Origin of the sequence: Allosalinactinospora lopnorensis, from assembly GCF_000981225.1 — a bacterium.
Classification (GTDB): Bacteria; Actinomycetota; Actinomycetes; order Streptosporangiales; family Streptosporangiaceae; genus Allosalinactinospora; species Allosalinactinospora lopnorensis.
On record NZ_LAJC01000022.1, the window covers coordinates 1 to 18,703 of the forward strand.

At 70.6% G+C, this 18,703-nt stretch carries 15 protein-coding genes; 7 read left to right on the forward strand and 8 right to left on the reverse strand.

The window, feature by feature from the left end:
* Nucleotides 1-843 (forward strand): lysylphosphatidylglycerol synthase domain-containing protein (locus VS93_RS10260; protein ID WP_046469744.1); only part of this gene is annotated, 843 nt, incomplete at its 5' end.
* A 34-nt stretch (nt 844-877) separates the two neighbouring features.
* Here VS93_RS10260 and VS93_RS10265 read toward each other — a convergent pair.
* The 4 genes from VS93_RS10265 to VS93_RS10280 form a co-directional block, all read right to left on the reverse strand.
* Nucleotides 878-1,975: a glycosyltransferase family 4 protein gene (locus VS93_RS10265; protein WP_046469745.1), complete on the reverse strand. Its 1,098-nt coding sequence runs from the start codon at nt 1,973-1,975 to the stop codon at nt 878-880.
* A gap of 60 nt (nt 1,976-2,035) precedes the next feature.
* Nucleotides 2,036-2,956, reverse strand: a complete 921-nt coding sequence (locus VS93_RS10270) for a glycosyltransferase family 2 protein (protein ID WP_046469746.1) — start codon at nt 2,954-2,956, stop codon at nt 2,036-2,038.
* A 46-nt stretch (nt 2,957-3,002) separates the two neighbouring features.
* The gene (locus VS93_RS10275) at nt 3,003-5,024 is read right to left on the reverse strand and encodes a hypothetical protein (RefSeq protein WP_046469747.1); all 2,022 of its coding nucleotides are present in this window, start codon (nt 5,022-5,024) and stop codon (nt 3,003-3,005) included.
* Nucleotides 5,025-5,110: 86 nt separating this feature from the next.
* Nucleotides 5,111-5,356 (reverse strand): hypothetical protein, encoded by a 246-nt coding sequence (locus VS93_RS10280; protein WP_156184771.1) that lies wholly within the window; start codon nt 5,354-5,356, stop codon nt 5,111-5,113.
* Between the two features lie 146 nt (nt 5,357-5,502).
* On the opposite strand from VS93_RS10280, the gene VS93_RS10285 reads away from it, so the two are divergent.
* From VS93_RS10285 to VS93_RS10290, 3 genes are read left to right on the forward strand one after another with little or no spacing between them, the layout of a single operon-like run.
* Nucleotides 5,503-6,354 carry a TIGR03089 family protein gene (locus tag VS93_RS10285; protein WP_394298812.1) on the forward strand — a complete coding sequence of 284 codons (852 nt, stop codon included), beginning with the start codon at nt 5,503-5,505 and terminating at the stop codon, nt 6,352-6,354.
* A 57-nt stretch (nt 6,355-6,411) separates the two neighbouring features.
* Entirely contained in the window at nt 6,412-6,810 is a 399-nt protein-coding gene (locus VS93_RS31415) for a hypothetical protein (RefSeq protein WP_236700462.1), read from the forward strand.
* Complete coding sequence (locus VS93_RS10290) at nt 6,807-7,811, forward strand: LCP family protein (protein WP_236700463.1); 1,005 nt, start codon at nt 6,807-6,809, stop codon at nt 7,809-7,811. Before VS93_RS31415 ends, VS93_RS10290 begins: the two co-directional genes overlap by 4 nt.
* 67 nt (nt 7,812-7,878) lie before the next feature.
* Here VS93_RS10290 and VS93_RS10295 read toward each other — a convergent pair whose 3' ends face one another.
* Genes VS93_RS10295 through wecB form a run of 3 tightly spaced genes read right to left on the reverse strand, consistent with a single transcriptional unit; the run spans nt 7,879 to nt 13,043 of the window.
* Nucleotides 7,879-10,092, reverse strand: a complete 2,214-nt coding sequence (locus tag VS93_RS10295) for a glycosyltransferase (protein WP_046469749.1) — start codon at nt 10,090-10,092, stop codon at nt 7,879-7,881.
* The gene (locus tag VS93_RS10300) at nt 10,089-11,864 is read right to left on the reverse strand and encodes a hypothetical protein (RefSeq protein ID WP_201776597.1); all 1,776 of its coding nucleotides are present in this window, start codon (nt 11,862-11,864) and stop codon (nt 10,089-10,091) included. The genes VS93_RS10295 and VS93_RS10300 overlap by 4 nt, the downstream gene beginning before the upstream one ends.
* A 57-nt stretch (nt 11,865-11,921) precedes the next feature.
* Nucleotides 11,922-13,043, reverse strand: coding sequence for a non-hydrolyzing UDP-N-acetylglucosamine 2-epimerase (gene wecB, locus VS93_RS10305; RefSeq protein ID WP_046469750.1), 1,122 nt, complete (start codon nt 13,041-13,043; stop codon nt 11,922-11,924).
* A 70-nt stretch (nt 13,044-13,113) separates the two neighbouring features.
* Here wecB and VS93_RS10310 point away from each other — a divergent pair, with 70 nt between their 5' ends.
* From VS93_RS10310 to VS93_RS10320, 3 genes are all read left to right on the forward strand, one after another.
* Entirely contained in the window at nt 13,114-14,847 is a 1,734-nt protein-coding gene (locus VS93_RS10310) for a glycosyltransferase family 4 protein (protein ID WP_236700464.1), read from the forward strand.
* A 90-nt stretch (nt 14,848-14,937) separates the two neighbouring features.
* Nucleotides 14,938-16,260: a nucleotide sugar dehydrogenase gene (locus tag VS93_RS10315; protein ID WP_046469752.1), complete on the forward strand. Its 1,323-nt coding sequence runs from the start codon at nt 14,938-14,940 to the stop codon at nt 16,258-16,260.
* Nucleotides 16,261-16,448: 188 nt separating this feature from the next.
* Nucleotides 16,449-17,645, forward strand: coding sequence for a glycosyltransferase family 4 protein (locus VS93_RS10320; protein WP_046469753.1), 1,197 nt, complete (start codon nt 16,449-16,451; stop codon nt 17,643-17,645).
* An 83-nt stretch (nt 17,646-17,728) separates the two neighbouring features.
* Here the strand turns inward: VS93_RS10320 and VS93_RS10325 are convergent, their stop codons facing one another.
* Nucleotides 17,729-18,586 carry a glycosyltransferase family 2 protein gene (locus tag VS93_RS10325; protein ID WP_046469754.1) on the reverse strand — a complete coding sequence of 286 codons (858 nt, stop codon included), beginning with the start codon at nt 18,584-18,586 and terminating at the stop codon, nt 17,729-17,731.
* Between the last annotated feature and the right edge of the window lie 117 nt (nt 18,587-18,703).

Here is an 18,703-nt window from a genome sequence, read left to right on the forward strand (position 1 = left end):
GCGCTCGGGGCGCTCGCGCCGGGGACCGTCGCCGTGTCGGTCGCGGCGGCGCTGGCCGCGCTCGGAGCGCAGATGCTGGCCTGGCGCGCGCTCCTGTCGGACCTGGGCTCTCCACTGCCCGTCAGGATCGCGGCGCGCGTCATGTTCGTCGGGCAGCTCGGAAAGTACCTGCCGGGGTCGGTATGGGCGTTCGTCGCGCAGGTGGAGCTCGCCAAGGACCGCGATGTCGCCCGGCGGCGCGGGATCACCGCGACCGTGCTCGCCGTCGCGGTCATGCTCACGGTGAACCTGGTGGTGGCCGCGGCGACCCTGCCGCTGGCCTCGGAGGAGGCGGCGCGCCGCTGGTGGTGGGTCCTCGCGCTGGCCCCGCTCCTGCTCGCCGCCCTGCACCCGCGCGCGGTGACGTGGCTGGTCCACACGGCGCTGCGGATCGCCCGGCGCTCCAGGGAGGTCCCCGACGAGGAGCTGGAACGGGTCAGCGCGCGCGGCATGGGGGCGGCCACGGGCTGGTCGCTCGTGGCGTGGGGGCCGCTCGCCGTGCACATCTGGGTGCTCGTGGTGGCCGCGGGTGGGGACGCCGCTCACGCCCTCCCCACCGCAGCGGGGGCCTACGCGTTGGCGTGGACGCTCGGGATCCTGTTCGTCGTCGCCCCCGCCGGCATCGGCGTGCGCGAACTGGTGCTGGTGGTGGCCCTCGCCCCCGTGCTCACCCCCGGTTCGGCCCTGGTGGTCGCGGCGCTCTCGCGGCTCGTGATGACCCTCGCCGATGTGCTGTGGGCCGGCGCGGCCCTGCTGACCACCCGGTCGGCGCTGAGCGGCACCGGGAGACGGGGACCCGGCTGAGCGGGCCGCGGCGGAGGGCACCGGCCGGAACCGCTCACCCCGTGAGGGTCTCCAGGTAGCTGGCCCAGTACGGCTCCGGGGCCACGGGACGGACGCCCGCCCGCAGCCGGAGCGCCTCCCCCGGGGAGTAGAAGTCCTTGATCACACGGGCGAGGTCGGCGGCGTCACCCGGGTCGCAGAGCAGGCCGTCGACGCCCTCGGTGACGTGGCCGGGCAGGGTGCCGGCGCGCGTGGCGATCACCGGGCGCCCGTGCTCGTGCGCCAGCCAGACGTTCTGGGTGGCGGTCGCCGACCGGTACGGCAGGACCAGCGCGTCGGCGCGCGCGAACAGGCCGGACATCTCCTTCGCCGGAATGTAGCCCTCGCGGAACTCCACCCGGTCGGCGATGCCGAGGTCGGCGGCGAGTGCCCTGAGCTCCGCGGAGCCGCCCCAGAACTCCCCCGCGACCGTCAGCGTCACCTCAGGCGGCGCGCCCTCGGCGAGCGCGCGCAGCAGTACGTCGACGCCCTTGTACGGGCGTACGAACCCGAGGAACAGCAGGTGCCCGTGAACGGCGCCCGGATCCGGCAGGCGCGGCGCGGTGGTCTCGGGCAGGTGCGGCGGCAGCTCGGCCATCCGGGACTCCGCCGCCGCACCGTCGATCAATCCGTTCGCAAGGCGCTGCTGCTCCGGCGAGTGGGTGAGCACCACGTCCACCCGGCGCAGCAGCGCACGCATCAGTGCGACGTCGACGGGGCCGCGTTCGTGCGGCAGCACGTTGTGGCACAGCGCAACGGTGCGGGCCCGGTAACCGATACCACCGAGTATTCCCAGGTAGGGCGGCACCTGTACGGGCGTGAAGACGGTAAGGACCACGAGGTCGCTCCCGCGTCCGATCCGGCGTCCGGTCCGCCACCAGCCCGCGGGCTGGTACCAGGCCAGCCGGCACCGCGTGCGCGGGTAGGTGGGACCTTCGGCCTCGTCGGCATCGACGGTCTGCCGACCGGGATACAGCAGCGACGGGTACTGCGACCGCCACGACTCGATGCCTACATCGTCCCCCCGGGCGGTGAGCCGGTGCGCCAGTTCCGTCGTGTGCCGGGCACCTCCCCCCTTGTAGGGGTGGGCCGGGCCGACCAGCGAGATCCGCATGATTCCCCGTCTTTCCTAACTCGCCGGTGCTCGCGCTCCTCCGTATCCCGGGCGTCCCCTTCAGGACCCGTTACGCGACCGCACGATGAGGTCGGCCAGCAGCGCCAACGACGCGATGATCAGCCCGGTCATGAACAGCATGACCGTGTTGTTCGGGATGTAAAGGGGTTCCCGGACCATGTCGTAGCCGAACTTGAGCACCCCGATACCGAGCAGCCACAGTGCGAGCGGCATCAGCACCTTGAGCGGGTTGAAGTACATGACCATCCGCAGTACTTGCAGAATGTACCGGTAGGCGTCGCGGATGAAGTGGAACTTCGAATTCCCGGAGCGTTTGTAATAATCGATAGGAACGTAGCGCACCTGGTGCTGATTGGACAGAAAGGCCAGGGTGAGTGTGGTGACGCAGGAGAAGCCGGGCGGCAGTAGCCGCAGATAGGGAAGGGAGACCTCGCGGCGGAAGACGCGCAGCCCGGAATTCAGGTCGGGGATCCGTGTATTGGTCAACCGCTCGGCGATTTTCCGGATCAGCCATTTGGTGGGAACCCGCAGCAGCCGGTGTCGGCCCTTCTCCTGCCTGCGGGCACCGACGACCTGGTCCGCGGCGGGATCGTCGGCCAGGCTCGAAACGAGCTCGGGGATGCACTCGTTGGGATAGGTCATGTCGGCGTCGGTCCACACGACGAACTCGCCGCGCGCCCGCTGGGTGCCGATCCGGCGCACCGTCCCGGCGCCGCCGTTGTGCCCGAATGCGATGACCTGAACGTGCTCGAAGAGCGGTTCGACCTCCCGCAGCCGCGCCAGGGTGTCGTCAGTGGAGGCGTCGTCGATCGCGATCAACTCGTAGTCGTACTCCGAGGCGTCCATGGCCGCGCAGATGCGCTCGACCTCTTTGACGACGTGATCCTGCTCGTTGTAGCAGGGAAGGACGATCGTGACGGAGGGCGGCGGCTCCGCACCCCCGTCTGCTCCTCGGGACATTTCGCTCACGGTGCGCTTAGCATAGCCGCGTTCGGAGACGAGCGGCTCATGGGATGATCGCGATCCACACGTCGCCGCTGAAGGACCACGGGCCGCGCGGAGGCTCCATGAGGGTGCCGGGATCCTGGTCGGCGCGGACGCGGAAGGGGTGTTCGACTCTGGCCTTGGGGGGCGCCAGCAGCGTGAGGTCCCGCGGCACGGACGCCGCGAGCACCGCTGTGCGTCCCCGTTCCCGGATCCCATCGACGACCCGGCCCACGGCCTCCCTGTCCGCGGGGTCGGCCTCGGCGGCCGGTACTCCGCAGACGCCCCGGATGAGCTGCATGTAGTTGCTGGCCACGCCCGGATCGACGATGATCACGCTGGCATCGTCGGGAATCGCCGCGCACAGGTCGCGCGTGTTCTGCACCGTTCCGATGTCCGAGCGGTAGTTCATGACACCGCTCGCCGTCATCACGGCGGGGAGGAGCATCGCCGCGGCTCCGGCCGCGGCGACGACACCGGCCAGTCCCCTGGCCGGCGGCCCCTCGTAGTGCCGGAAGCGGCGCGTCCACCAGGCCAGGAACCACACCGCGAACAGGACGAAGGCGGGAATCACCAGGACGACGAGCCGCCGGCTGGCCCAGGGGTGGTCGGGGGTGATGGCCGGCCGGGCCAGGGTCGCCGCGACACTCCAGACCAGCAGCATCACCGGGAGCACCCACTGCGGTTCCCGGCGGTGGAGTACCCGGTACAGCAGGAGGGCGACGCCGAGCGCCGCAAACAGAACGGTGGCCGCCCCCAGGTACCAGCCCATCCAGAGCAGGCTCATCTCCTCGTAGGTGCGATCGGGATCGATGGGCAGCCCCTCGATCTCCTGCACCTGACCGATGTAGAGCCCGGTGGCCTCGTCCCCGTGCCCGCGCTGGGTGAAGAGCCACGGGCGGATCGCGAGCGCGGCGACCCCCAACACCGCCAGCACCGCCGCGGCCGCGGGCAGCCACCCCGGCCGGTCCGTGCGGGGCGGGCCGTGCCGCCACAGAACAGCGGTCCCCGCCACGGTGAGGAGCAGAACGGCCGCGCTCAACCACAGCAGCGGATCCAGCGAATCCGAGAGGTAGTCCAGATAGGGCCGGGACAGGCCGAACCCGGCGACGGCCCCGTATCCGGCTCCGATCACGAGCCCGGCGAGCAGGGGCGGCGCCTGGCCGCGCCGCGCGAGCAGCAGCAGCCCGAGGAAGGCGACGACCGGAAGGAGGTCGCGCAGCGCGTCGATCCGTACGACCAGCGCGAGGCCGAACACCACCCCCGCAGCACCCGCGAGGGCGTGCTCCCGCCCCCACCGGTCCCGCAACGAGGTGCTGCGGGACAGCGCGTCGAATGCGAGCGCCAGCGCGCCGAGCAGCAGCACCTGAGCCGCGGGCTCGCTGTAGGTGGAGCGGCTCACCCACTGCTGGGGCAGGCAGACGGCGAGCAGCAGCGCGGCCAGGGGCGCCCAGCGCGCCCCGATGAGCCGGGCCGCCAGCCCGGCGAAGGTCAGCACCCCAAGCGCCCCGATGACCGGGGCGGTGACGAGCATGCCGGTGAGGTCGCCCACCCAGTATCCGACGGAGAGAACCAATGGCGCGCCGGCCAGGAACTGCGGCCAGACGACGTCGCCGACCTGGTAGTAGGCGAGGCTGTTGTAGCTGAGAGCGGGATCGTCCCCGGCGATCAGATCGCGGTGCTGCGGGATCGGCAGCGAACCGTTCTGCGCGATCCACACGGTGAACTGCGCGTAGGAGGCCGGATCGCGCCGGATCACCAGCGCTTCGGCGTGATAGGCGATCTGGAGGGCGGCGAAGGCGACCGTGACGAGACCGACCGCGGCCAGCGGCCACCAGGGAACGTCGTCCTCGGGGAGGTCGGGGATCCAGCGCGGAACGACCGCCACCGCGGCGACGACGGCCGGCGCCCCGAGGAGCAGGCCCATGAGCGGGGTGAAGTGCCCGATCACCAGCAGCGGGAACGCCACCAGCAGCCACGCGGCCACCGCGACGGCGGGGACCACGGTGGTGCGGGCGAGGAGCCGTCCGGGACTCAGCAGCATGAGGACAACCGTTCCAGCGTCTGGCGATGGTCGGCGGGTACGGCGCGGGCGGACCGGGCGTTGACCGGGCGTTGACCGGGAGTACGCTACTCCTCCGACCGGAGCTGGAGCTCCAAGTTACCTCCGCCGCCGTCCAGCTTGATGAGCAGGAATCCCTCGCTGAGACCGATCATGGCCTCCCCGTTCGACATCGTTCCCGTCCCCATGCAGAGACCGACCGGGGCCTCGCCCGCCGCTGTGTAGCCGTTCTCCGCGCTCTCGGTCGACTGCGGGTCGTAGCCGCGGTCCGAGTCGTCTTCGTCGCCGTTCTGCGGCGGCTGGGCAGAGGCCACAGGTCCGTCCTCCGGAAAGAGCGGGGGCATCCGGGCGTACACGCCTTGGAGAACCTATCGACGCCCCCGGTTCCGCACCAACGGGACCTGCGTCGGCCATCGCCTGACTCGTTCCGGATGATCACCTTTCGGGTGAGGAGTAGCATGTGCGGGACCTTGTCCCTCAGCGCGCGGAGGCCGCCACCGTGTCAGCGGAAATCCCGGATACGCCTCTCGGCCTTTGGCGGTCGGCCGTCACCGTGGATCCGGCGCGTCCCTTCGTCACCGCCTATGACGACGAGACCGGCGGCCGGGTGGAGCTGTCCTACGCCACGTTCGACAACTGGGTCGCCAAAACCGCCAACATGCTCGTGGACGGGCTCGCCGCGGAGCCGCAGGAGCGTGTCGTCCTGGCGCTTCCGCTGCACTGGCAGAGCCTCGCCTGGTTGTTCGCCTGCTGGTCGACCGGACTGACCGTGGTGCCGGCCACCCGGCAGGAGATCCCGGAGGGCGAGATCGTCGTGGCCGACGCGGCTCGGCTGAAGCCCGCGTTGGACACCGGGGCGCGCGAGATCATCGGAACGTCCCTGCACCCGCTCGGCGCCCCCCTGGCCGAGTGCCCGCCCGCCGCGATGGACTACGCGGTCGAGGTCCGCGGCTACGGCGACCACTTCTCCCCCCTGGCACCGGTCGATCCGGACTGGGTGGCGCTCGAAAGCGACCGCCGCTACTCCGGTTCCGATCTGGTGGCCGCCGCCCGGGCCCGCGCCCGGTCCTGGGACCTGACAGCAGACGACCGGGTGGCTATGATCACCCGCACGCCGAATACCCTCACAGCAATGGACCCGGAGCTTTCGTACGTTCTCGCCCCCTTGGTAAACGCCGTACCGGTGCTGCTGATGTCGGACACCGATCCGGCCGGCGCGCGGTCCCGGCTCGACATGGAGCGTGTCACGGCGGTCGTCGGCGCGCGGCCCGAATCCCCCGCGCTCACGGACGGCATACGCCCCCTCACCTGACACCGAACCGTTTGGTGCCCAATGTCCAGAAGACGTTCCTCCTCCCGTAGTTCCGCGATGGCCAGCGCCGCAGGGAAAAAGCTCTCGGCCGGCGGCTGGGTCGCCGTGATAACCACGCTCCTGGTCATCAGCGGCAGCCTGACCGCCTACGCCGCCTACTACGACATCTACGGCAACATCGCGCAGGAGAACATCGACACCGATGCCTTCGGCGACCGGCCGAGCAAGGTCGAGGGGGCGCAGAACATCCTGATCATCGGGTCCGACATCCGCGACGGCGAGAACGCCGACTACGGCTCGGAGGAGGGGGAGCGCCCCGACACCCTGGCGATCGCACACGTCTCCCCGGAGCAGAAGTCCGCCACGATCGTCAACATCCCGCGCGACTCGGTCGTGCAGCTGGCCGACTGCCCCCGACCGACGACAAGCCGGGGCAGGACGCGCACACGGCCATGATCGGCGAGGCGATGAACAGCGGTGGCGTGCAGTGCCTGTGGAAGAGCGTCGAGGAGCTCACCGATGTGCACATCGACCACTTCGTGATGCTCGATTTCATCGGTTTCAAGGACATGGTCGACGCGATCGGCGGCATCCCCATGTGCATCCCCGAACCGATCCAGGACTCTAAGGCCGGCGACCTGAGCCTGCCCGCCGGCGAGCAGACCCTCGACGGCGAGGAGGCGCTGGGCTACGTGCGCTCCCGGAAGGGGCAGGGCGACGGCAGCGACCTCTCCCGGATCAAGCGCCAGCAGGAGTTCATGGGGGCGATGGTGACCAAGGTCATGAGCAGCGAGGTCCTCGCCAGCCCCGGGAACCTCTACTCCTTCCTGGGCTCGGTCACCGAGCACATCACGACCGATGACGAACTCAACGTCGACGCCATGGCCGACATCGCGATCGCCATGCGCGAGGTCGACCTGAGCGACGTCAACTTCATCACCGTGCCCAACGGGCCGCACCCCGCCGACCAGAACCGGGTCGCCTGGACCGAACCCGATGCCACCGAGCTGTTCAACGCCATCGCCACCGATGAGAACCTCACCGGGGACGACGAGGACGACGCCGGTTCCTCGGACGGCGAGGGCGGATCGGACGCGCCGTCGGTCGAGCCGGAGGAGGTGTCCGTGGAAATCCTGAACGCCACCGACATCCAGGGCCTGGCCAACGAGGTCTCCGAAGGCCTGAGCGCCGAGGGGTACCAGGTCACCGGGACCGGAAACCCGGAGGGCGACGTCCCGGAGCAGACCACGGTCTACTACGGCGCCGGGAACAAGGAGCACGCCGAGGCCGTGGCCGCGGAGGCGACCAACGCCACCACCGAGGAGCACCCGGCCCTCGCCGACACCGTGCAACTGGTGCTCTCCAACGACTGGGACGGGTTCAGCGGTGGCGGCGGTGGCGCCCCGGACTCGGTGGACAGCACCTCCGCCGCGGACGCCGAGGTCGAATGCGGCTGACCCCCTGAGCGAAGGCGCGGCCCCGCACCTCCGAGGAGGTGCGGGGCCGTTGTCCGCCGGGGTCCTCTCAGGCGGTCACCGTCTGGTCGGGGAGGTTCACCGGCTCCGGAACCGTCCCGTCCACGACGAGACCGGTCCACATGTCGCAGACCCGTTCAAGGGCGTAATTCTCGGTGATCTCGGCCTGGGCGGCCGAGCGCGCGGCGTCGAAGCGCCCCTCGGTCACGGTCGCGTGGATGGCGTCCGCCATCGCGGCGGTGTCCTCGTGCAGCCACCTGCGCGAGTAGATCGTGTCGGCTCCCGGCCAGCTGAGCACCGCGGGTACTCCCCCGGAGGCCGCGCATTCGGCCGGTGCCAGATGGAAACTCTCGTCGTCACTGGTGGAGAGCATGAAGCCGATGCGGCGCAGCCATGTGGCCACATCGGGGCCGAACGGGTCGAAGACCACACCCTCGGCGAACAGGTCGCTGCGCTGGATCATCCGGTAGGTGCGCTCGTAGTACTCGCGTTCCTCCGGACGGTTCCAGATCCACCAGTAGTCCCACGGCTGCTTGGACTTGACCGCGAGCGTGTAGCGCGGGTCCCGGCGGCGCAACTCCGCGAGGACGTCCAGCCCCCGGTCGAGCCGCTTGCGCGAGGGGGCGATCCCGATCATACCCAGGGTGAACTCGGCCCCGGGCAGTTTGGGCCGCTTCAACTGCTCGACGTCCACCCAGTTGGGCAGCACGATCACCTTGTCGGACGGCCACCCCGCGAGCTCCCGGGTGAGGCCGGCGTAGTACGGGCTGACGCAGATGACCGCGTCGACCTTGTCGATGTCCAGCTTGCGCGGCCACTCGGCGTACAGCTCGAACCGGTGCAGCCGCACCACCAGCCGCTGGTCCGGGCGCTTGTTCTTGGCGTAAAACAGCGCGTTGGGACCGCACCACTCGCAGATGACGACATCGGCCCAGGCCGAGAGTTCCTTGCTGCGGTACTGGTCGTGAGCTCGGAGCGACTCCCACTCGTCGAGCCGTACCTCCAGACCCGGCAGCGACATCAGGTAGTCGGCCAGCCGGGTGAAGAACTTCAGGTCGTGCCCGGCGATGACCACCTTGAGCGGGCGCCGCGTATCGGTCCCCTTGGGGGCGGGCGGGCACGCCGCCTTCAGATGACCGCGCAGCCGCTCGACGGCCTCGTCCAGGGAGAACCGGGTCGCCGCGTCCCTGCAGCGCTCGGCGGCCTCGGCGTAGACGTCCGGGTCCGAGGCGAGCGCGATCGTTTCGGTGACGGCATCGAGGTCCCCGCCGGCATAGAGCGGATAGTCCGCGCCGAGCAGTCGCTCGTGCATCGGTGTCCGGTTGAGCACAACGGGCAGGCCGATCGCGCCCATCTCCAGGACCTTGGTGGACAGCTCCAGGCTGGCGTCCATCTCCGGGTCGCGCCACGACAGCCCGATGTCGCAGTCGGCGGAGAGCCGCAGCGCGTCGGCCCGCGGCTGCCCGCCGTGCCACACTAGGCCGTCCGTGCTCTCCAGGGCCCTGCTCATCCGCTTGGCCCAGTCGGGGGAGTCCCGGTGCACCTTGTCGCCGATCATGTGCAGTTCGGCGGGCACCCCTCGCCGTTCCAGGGCCGCGGGCAGCTCCGTCATCTCCAGGGTGTTCCAGCGCGGCGCGAACTTGCCCGTGTAGACGAGTTTCAGCGTCTCGTGCGGTGCGCCTTCGCTCTTCGCGTCGTCGGGGACGACCACCACCGGTGGGAAGAGGACGCTCTTCCCGCAGGCGGCGGGTACCGAGGACTCCAGGAAGCCCCGCAGTTCCTCGGTCTGGCAGAGCAGGAACCGGGAGGCCACGGCGATGTCGGTGAGCTCGGACACGGCGGTGGAGGTAAGGGCGGCGACATTCTGCGGAACGTCGGTGAGGTAGGTCCACAGCCGCCCGGCCAGCACCTCGTTGTGCGCCGCGAGCGACGCCAGGCGCAGGCCGCGCACCACTACGAGGTCGAACCGCTGCTCACCGTCGAGCCGCGCCATCAACTCGACCGCCTGATCCGGGGTGAGCCCGCGCGGACCGAGGTCGGAGAGGAGTTGCTCCTCGTAGGGCTTGCGCAGGGTCACTCCGGGAACAGAAGAGAGCGGTGCCACCAACCGATCGGTCTTGACGGACGCCTTGAGCAGCAGGGTGACCTCGCACCCGGCAGCCGCCAGGCCCTGGGTCATCGACTGCGCCCAGATCGCCGAGCCGTCGATGATGTTGAGGTCGACGTCTCCGTAGACGAGTGCGCGTAGCGGTGGGTTGGTCACGTGTGTCCTTTCGGATGAACTGCCCGGTTCTCAGCCCACGTTCGGGGTGATGCGGGCGTGGTCGGGCGCTGCTTCCTGCCCGGCGTCCTGGGTCGGGCCGAGCGCGAGGAGCCGCGCGCCGTGCCGGTTCCATACGCCCGGTTGCAGTCCGCGGCGGACCAGCTCGCATCGGGCCAGGTCCGGCCGGATCGCACTGACGAAGACATAGTCCTGGTCGGCGGCGGCCCAGTCCACCGCATCAGCGGCGGGGGGCGTGGCGCCGCCCCAAGAAGCGACCGCCGGCCCGATCGCATCGGCGCCCGAGCACTCGGCGGCGCACAGCGCATCCGCGAGGAACGCTTCCCGCGGGGCCGGGTCCACATCGCGGCCCACGGCGAGTCCGCCGCCTCGGCCAGGCGGGCCCACTCGGCGGGCCCCGGCCCGGGCCCGGGCATGACGCCGGTCACGGTGCGCACCCGCAGCCCGCGCGAACGCAGTCGTTCCACACCGGTGAACTCGGCCGAGCCCTCCGGCACGACGACCTCGGCCGGCGCGTGCAACTGCCTGAGGACGTCGTCGGCGAAGGCCAGGGACGTCACGTCGTCGGCCGGCAGGGCCAGTAGGGAGACCTGCCGGCCGCGCAGCGGCAGCGACGCGCTGCCGGAGCCGGGAGCGAGCTCGACACGGCCGAAGATCTCGGCCAGCCGGGCGGGTGTCGCCTCGGACAGGAACACCGAGCGAAGGACGAGCCGGAGCTCCTCCGGCGTGAGAGGTCCGGCACCGCGGACTCGTTCCAGTTCCCGCCCGGCCGCGTCCGAGCGCAACGCATCAGCGTCGACGGGAACGGCCGAAAGCGCCGTCTCCTCGCCGCCGTCCCGCTCTGTCCTCCCTAAAAGCAGCGCCCGAGCGCCGCAGGCCAGGGCCCGGTCGGCCAGTCCCGGGTCGTCGACGACGGCGGCGGCGGTCGTACGGAGCAGGCCCGGCAGGTCCTCCCAGCGAGGTTCGGCGCTGCGCAGCCCGTCAAGCGTTCCGGCCAGCCGTTCGACCGCGGCCCGCCCGGATCTCGCCGCCGGCAGGCGGACGGGCTCCGGGTCGCGTTCCGGCTCGGCGGCGATCGGGTTGAACCGGTGCAGCGGGACCCCGAGATCACCGTCATGGACGAGGTCGAAGCCGACCGTCCGCAGAGCGGGCGGGGCCGGTGCGTCGCTGATCAGCACCGAGGGCACCCCGCGCGCCCGCGCGGCCTCGACGACCCAGCGCAGGGCGCGGGTGCGGTCGGACACGGCGGGGTCGCCCACGTGTGCCCAAAGCGTACCCGGCGCGGCGGCGGAGGCCGTGACGCAGACGACGTCGACATCGACGGATTCGAACACGAGCTGGGCGTCGTGCGGACGCAGGGGGATCACCCGTACGTAGGGCTCGATCGCGGCACGCGCTTCCGGTGAGAGGATCCCGGCGACCACCAGGCGGTCATCGCGCAGACCAACCGTTCCTGAGAGCAGCCGGGCCTCCTGCCGCTCGGTTTCGTAGGAGCGCACCGGCTGGCCGGTGCGGCGCCGGCCGTTTCCCTGCTCGGTCCTCCCGCTCTTGCGCCACAACCGGAACAGGTCGCGCGGCAGCCGTACCAGGCCGCGGCCGGGTCGCTTGGCCGCGTCGGTAAGCGCCCGCCCCACCTGCAGCGACGTCGACCCTTCCAGGGCCGCGAGGCGCGCCTGCGCCTCCTGGAGCTGGGCCTCCCGTTCGGAGAGCGCCTGGCGCAGCTGTTCGGTCTGGCTCTGTTCACGCCGTTTCACGGAGTCATTCCCGCCTTGAGAGATTGAACGGACGTTCGGAACGCATGTCGGTCGGTTTCAATCGTTGGCCAGGATCGTGGCTATGCGCTCGCCCGCCTGCCCGTCCCAGAGTGGCGGGACGTCGGCGATCGCCGGGGTACCGAAAGTGTCCCCGACGAGGATCTTGGAGACCAGCCCGGGCAGCTCGGAGTCGGCGGCGAGCCGGTTGGTACCGTGCGTGATGGTCACCGGGCGCTCGGTGTTCGGGCGCAGGGTCAGGCAGGGCACCAGGAGGATCGTGGTCTCCTCCTGGACGCCGCCGGAGTCGGTTATCACCGCGGTGGAGCCGCGGACGAGAGTGACGAAGTCCAGGTATCCCAGCGGCTCCAGGAGCCACACTCGGGGGTGGTCACCGAGGCCGGCCGCCGCGAACGCCGCGCGGCCCCGGGGGTGCACCGGCATCACCACATCGACCTGGTCGGCCACCTCGTGCAGCCGTTCGACGAGGCGGCCGACGGTCTCGGGGTCGTCGACGTTGGCGGGGCGGTGCAGGGTGGCGGTCACGTACTTCTCGGGCAACTCCAGGCGGCCGCGCAACTCGGCGACGTCGAACCTTTCCAGGTGGCGGAGCAGCGTGTCGATCATCGGGTTGCCGACCAGGTGCACGCGGCCCACCGGAACCCCCTCGTCGGCCAGGTGGCCCACCGCTTCCGGGCTCGTGGCGAAGCACAGGCCGGAGAGCTGGTCGGTGACGCGGCGGTTCACTTCCTCGGGCATCGACCAGTCGAACGACCGCAGCCCGGCCTCGACGTGCGCGACCGGGATGTGCAGCTTGGAGGCGACCAGCGCCGCGGCGAGGGTGGAGTTCACGTCGCCGTAGACGACCACACGCCCGGGTGAACGGACGATGAACTCCTTCTCCAGCCCGGTCATCAGGGCGGCGGTCTGCTCCGCGTGCGATCCGGAGCCCACTCCGAGATCGACGTCGGGCTTGGGCAGGCCCAACTCACGGAAGAAGACCGCGGACATGCGGTCGTCGTAGTGCTGACCGGTGTGCACCACCGATTGCCGCATACCGCGCCGTTCCAGGGCGTCCACAACGGGGGCGGCCTTCACGAAGTTGGGCCTGGCCCCGACGATGTGCACGGTCTCCTCGGAGCCGGTCACGTTCTCGGCGGTTTCCTCCGGTGCTGGCGACATCACGTTCCCTTACAAACGTCGATCACGACCCGTGCGCGACGCCGCGGCGTCACTTGCAGGTCACGTATACGTGGTTTCATTTCTGGACGTGCGCAACATCGTGAAAGCGGCATCATTCACCGCGACCCTGACCTGGCGACACCTGCGAACCGAACCCGCCCGGCTGCCGCTGCTGGCCCTGCGTGCGGCGCCGGGCCCGCTGCGCCGCGGCGTACATCGCGCCGCGCCCCGGCTCGGGCCCCTGCCCACGGCCTACGCGCTGTGGGACGCGGGGCGCCGCACGCAGGCCGTGGATACGGTTCGCAGCGCCGCTCATGGTGCCTCCCCCCGCTCCCTGGCCCGCCTCTTCGCGTTCGCCCTGGCCGCCGAAGAGCCCCGGCTCGCGGAGGAACTTCTGGAAAGGCTTCCCGAAGGTCCGCGCCGCGCCGCACCGGAACACCGGCTGGCGCTTATGACGGGACGCGCTGTGCCGGCGGAAACGACCGACCAGGGGCGCCCCCTCAAGGTAACTCCGAACCGGAGAACGCGACGCGACGCCGCGATGAACGATGGGGAATCCGCCGCTGAGAATCCTCGTGTTCTCCACCTGGTGACGAACGCACTGCCGCACACCAACGCCGGTTACACGCAACGGACGCACCGGATCGCGCTCGGCCAGCGGGAGGCGGGCCTCGACCCGCACGTGGCGACGCGTCCGGGGTACCCGCTGACCAAGGGGATCCCCGACCCCCGCCCCAAGGTAGAGGTCGACGGCGTCCCCTACCACCGCCTGCTCCCCTGGACAGCGCCCGCGGACTCCGGGCAGGAGGTACGGGCCGGGCTCCGGTACGCGGCCCCGCTGGTCGAACGGCTCCGCCCCGACATCCTGCACGCGGCCAGCAATCACCAGAACGCGCGGCTGGCGCTGGAGCTGGGCGCCCGTTACGGCCTTCCGGTGGTCTACGAGGTCCGGGGGTTCCTGGAGGAGTCCTGGCTGTCCCGCGACCCCTCCCGCAGTACCCGCGACGCCTACTATCGCAGCGAACGCGCCCGCGAGACCGCCTGTATGGAGGCGGCCGACCTCGTGGTGACACTCGGCGAGACGATGCGCGCCGACATCGTGGCGCGCGGGGTGGACGCCGAGAAGGTCCTGGTCGTGCCGAACGCGGTCGACGAGAGCTTCCTCGAACCGCTGCCGTCCGGGGAGAGCCTCCGCGCCGAACTCGGCATCGGTCCGGACGACTTCGTCGTGGGGACCACAACGAGTTGCTACAGCTACGAGGGCCTGGACGTCCTGGTCGACGCGGTCGCCGGACTGCGCCGCCGGGGGGTGCCGGCGCACGCCGTGATCGTGGGCGACGGACCGGAGCTGGGGGCGCTCCGCGAGCGGGCGGCCGTCGCCGGCCTGGACTCCGCGGCGCACTTCCCCGGGCGTGTCCCCGCGGGCGAGGTCCGGCGCTACCACGCGATCCTCGACGTCTTCGCGGTGCCGCGGCGCGACGAACGCGTCAGCCGGCTGGTCACCCCGCTGAAGCCGGTGGAGGCGATGGCCGGCGGACTCCCCGTGGTGGCGAGCGATCTGGACGCTCTGCGGGAGATCGTGGAACCCGGCATGACCGGTGCGTTAATTCCTCCGGACGACTCGGAGATTCTCGGTGACCATCTCGAAAAGCTGTCTTACAGTCAGAAAACGCGCGAGGCGTATGGTCGCGCCGGCCGCGAGCGGGTAGGGCTCAACCGCACCTGGCGTGCGGCCGCATATCGCTATATCGGGGCATACGCAGCGCTGACGCGAAAACTGTCCGAACCAGGCCATATGTCGTAACCCAGGCCAACTGGGGGGCACCTTCGGGCGTCCTAGTCACTGCGAGGAAGGCCTCGATTCCGGATCAAGTCGAACGCGAGGGGGTCCCCTGTGGACGTCGCTACCTCTACCTCCGATCTGGTCGTCATCGGCCTCGGCTACGTCGGCCTTCCGCTGGCGCACGAAGCCAACCGGGTCGGGTTGCACGTGACAGGGTTGGACGTCAACCCGCAAGTGGCCGATGGGCTGAACGCGGGGACGTCGCACATTGACGATCTAGGCAACGCCGACATCAAGGAAATGCAGGACTCCGGATTCCGGGCCACGACCGATCCGGCCGTCCTGGGCGAAACACAGACGATCGTCATCTGCGTCCCCACCCCACTGTCAGCGGAGGGCGGACCCGATCTCAGGGCCGTCGCCGCGGCGGCCGAATCGATCGCCGAGCACATGCGGCCCGGAACACTCGTCATCCTGGAGTCGACCACGTACCCGGGGACGACCGAGGAGGTGGTTCGCCCCCTCCTGGAACGGTCCGGGCTGCTGGCGGGCACCGACTTCCACCTCGCGTTCTCCCCCGAGCGCATCGACCCCGGCAACCCGTCCTTCGGCGTGGCCAACACCCCGAAGGTCGTCGGCGGTCTGACGGAGCGCTGCGGGGAGCTCGCCGCCATGTTCTACGGGAAGTTCGTGCAGAACGTGGTGCAGGCACACGGAACCCGCGAGGCCGAGATGGCCAAGCTTCTGGAGAACACCTACCGGCACGTCAATATCGCGCTGGTCAACGAGATGGCGATCTTCTGTCAAGAGCTCGGGGTGGACCTCTGGGACGCGATCGCCTGCGCCGCCACCAAGCCTTTCGGGTTCCAGGCGTTCTACCCGGGTCCGGGGGTCGGCGGGCACTGCATCCCGATCGACCCGAACTACCTGTCGTACAAGGTCAAGACGCTGGGATACCCATTCCGCTTCGTGGAACTGGCCCAGGAGATCAACGCGCGCATGCCCGCCTATGTGACACAGCGCGCCCAGGAGCTGCTCAACGACTCCGGGCTCGCGCTGTCGCGGGCCAACGTCCTGCTGCTCGGTGTCACCTACAAGGCCGGTATCGCCGACCAGCGGGAGTCGCCCGCTCGTCCGGTGGCACGCAAGCTGGCGGCCAAGGGGGCCAAGCTCAGCTACCACGACCCCTACATCGAGGAGTGGGAGGTGAACGGGGAGAAAGTCCCGCGGGCCGAGAACCTGGAACGGGCCCTCGCCGAAGCCGACCTGACGGTGCTGCTCACCGACCACCCCGTCTATACACCGGAGTTGCTCACCAAGCAGACCAAGACGCTCCTGGACACACGGGGGGTGCTGCGCCGGCTCAACCCGTCGCTGGCCGACGGCCGCCGCACGACCACCCCGATCCGCCGCGACGGTCTCCAGGTGCTCTAACAGAACCGGCGTTCCGCGGGTGGCAGCCACACGCCGGCCACCCGCGGATTCATCAGGGCCACAGCTTCCTGTAACCGCGGTTTTCACCTGCTGTTTCCCTTACTCCCTAGCGTGACGGCCAGATCAGTCGCGCGCCGTGCGGACCGGTACGGCCGGGAGCACGGCGGGAAGAATCAGGTGAGCCCTATATGCACGCACTCGTGGCCACGGTGGTCCACCACCCCGAGGACGCACGTATCCTGCATCGGCAGATCCGGGCTCTGCTCGACGCCGGGCACAAGGTCACCTATGTGGCCCCTTTCCGGGCACGCAACGTCACCCCATGGCCCGAGCTGACCGCGATCGACGTTCCCCGTGCTGCGGGCAAGCGCAGGATGGGGGCGCTGCGCACGGCGCGTGCCATCCTGGCCGAGCACGCTCCCCACGCCGATGTGCTGTTGTTCCACGACCCGGAACTGCTGCTCGCACTCCCGCGGCGCCGCCCGGTGACCGTGTGGGACGTGCACGAGGACGCGGCCGCGTCGCTGCTCACCAAGCCATGGCTCCCCAAGACGCTGCGGCGCCCGCTGGGGCCGGTCGTGCGCGGCTTCGAACGCTCGGCCGAACGCCGGATGCACCTGCTCCTGGCCGAAGAGGGATACCGCGAGCGCTTCCGCGCGGAGCATCCGGTCGTGCCGAACACGACCTACGTCCCCGAGCGCCCGTCCCGCTCGCCGGGAACCGACCGCATCGTCTACCTGGGCCAGCTTTCGGCTGCCCGCGGTGCCGCCGAACTCGTCGAACTCGGACGCCTGCTGCGGCCGCACGGGGTGCGGGTCGAGGTGATCGGCGCCGCCGACGACGAGACCCTCCCGATACTGCGCGAGGCGCAGCAGGAGGAGGCGATTCGCTGGTACGGGTTCGTGCCCAACGACCAGGCGCTGCGGATGGTCAGCGGCGCCATGGCGGGGGTCTGCCTGCTCCAGGACACCCCGAACTACCGGCACTCGCTGCCTACCAAGGTGGTCGAGTACATGGCGCACGGCCTGCCCGTGATCACTTCGCCCAACCCCGCGGCGGAGGCCCTCGTCGCCGGCCGCCCGGAGGGGCACTGCGGGATGGTGGTCCCGTTCGGCGACCCCGCGGCCGCCGCGGAGGCGGCGCTGCAGCTACGATCGAGCCCCGCCCTGCGCTCCCGATTCGCCCGCACGGGACACGAGATCGCGCGGGGGTCCTTCCACTGGCCGGCTCAGGCCAAGGTGTTCGTCCGCCGACTGGAGGAGTGGGCGATGGGCGTTCCCAACGCGGAGCAGGAGGAGGCGCTGCAGCACCGCCTGGTTCCGCGGCAGGGCTCCTCCCCGCTGAGGAACCCCCAGAGCAGCGGTCTCAGCAGCGGCATCGCGTGACAGCGGCGCCGCCCGCCTCGATCACGGGCACCGCAGCGCGGTCCGGCGCAACCGGCGGGGGCTCCGGCCGGTGCCGGCGGGGCTCAGATGATCGGAGGGCGGCCGGTGCGGGTCATCCGCCAGGCCGTGGACCACTTGATCGGGGTGCGCGGTCCGGCCTCTTGGCGCCAGCCCTCCTTGAACCCCTGGAACCACGCCTTCAGGGCCGATCGGGAACGTTCGCGCAGCAGGGTGATACCGATCCAGTTCACCAGGTAGACGGCGGCCAGGGGCCAGGGCAGGTTGCGCCGGGCCAGCCAGACGCGGTTGCGGGCGTTGAGCCGGTAGAAGTCGTCGTGCCGCGTGGGCGCCACCGCCGGGTGGTACATCACGGCTTCGGCATCGTAGACGATCTCGTAACCGGCGTTCAGGATCCGCCAGGCGAGGTCGGTCTCCTCGTGCGCGTAGAAGAAGCCGCCGGGCAGGCCGCCGCCCTTGTCGAAGGCCGCACGGCGGATCGCGCACGCCCCACCCAGGAACGTCGTGACGCGGCTGGAGCGCTGCGGGTCGCCGGAACGCAGCCGGGGGACGTGCCGCCGCTGGTCGGGGCCGCCGTCGGGGTCGGCGATCCGGAACGAGATCGCACCCAGGCCGGGATCGGCGGCGAACCGGTCGTGGACATGGCGGGCCAGGTCTCGGGAGCGGTACCAGCCGTCGTCGTCCAGGAAGAGGATGATGTCCCCACCGCAGGCGCTGACCCCGTGGTTGCGCCCCTCGGGGATCCCGAGGTTCTCCGGCAGCCGGACGACGGTGACGCCGTCGGGGAGCTCAGGGAGGTCGGAGCCGTTGCTCACAACGACGACCTCGATGTCGGCGTTCTCCTGCTCGGAAACGCTCCCGATCGCACGCCGGAGCTCAGCCGGACGGTTCCCCATGGTCAGGAGCACGCAGGAGATCTTCATCGCTGTGAGCCTCCAGGACCGCTCCGGTTCTCACTCCGGTCGACTGTAGAGGAGGCGGGGTAGCTGCCGGACCGTTCACCCGACGGGCGGGCGCCCTCTCCGCTCCGGGAGGGTGCC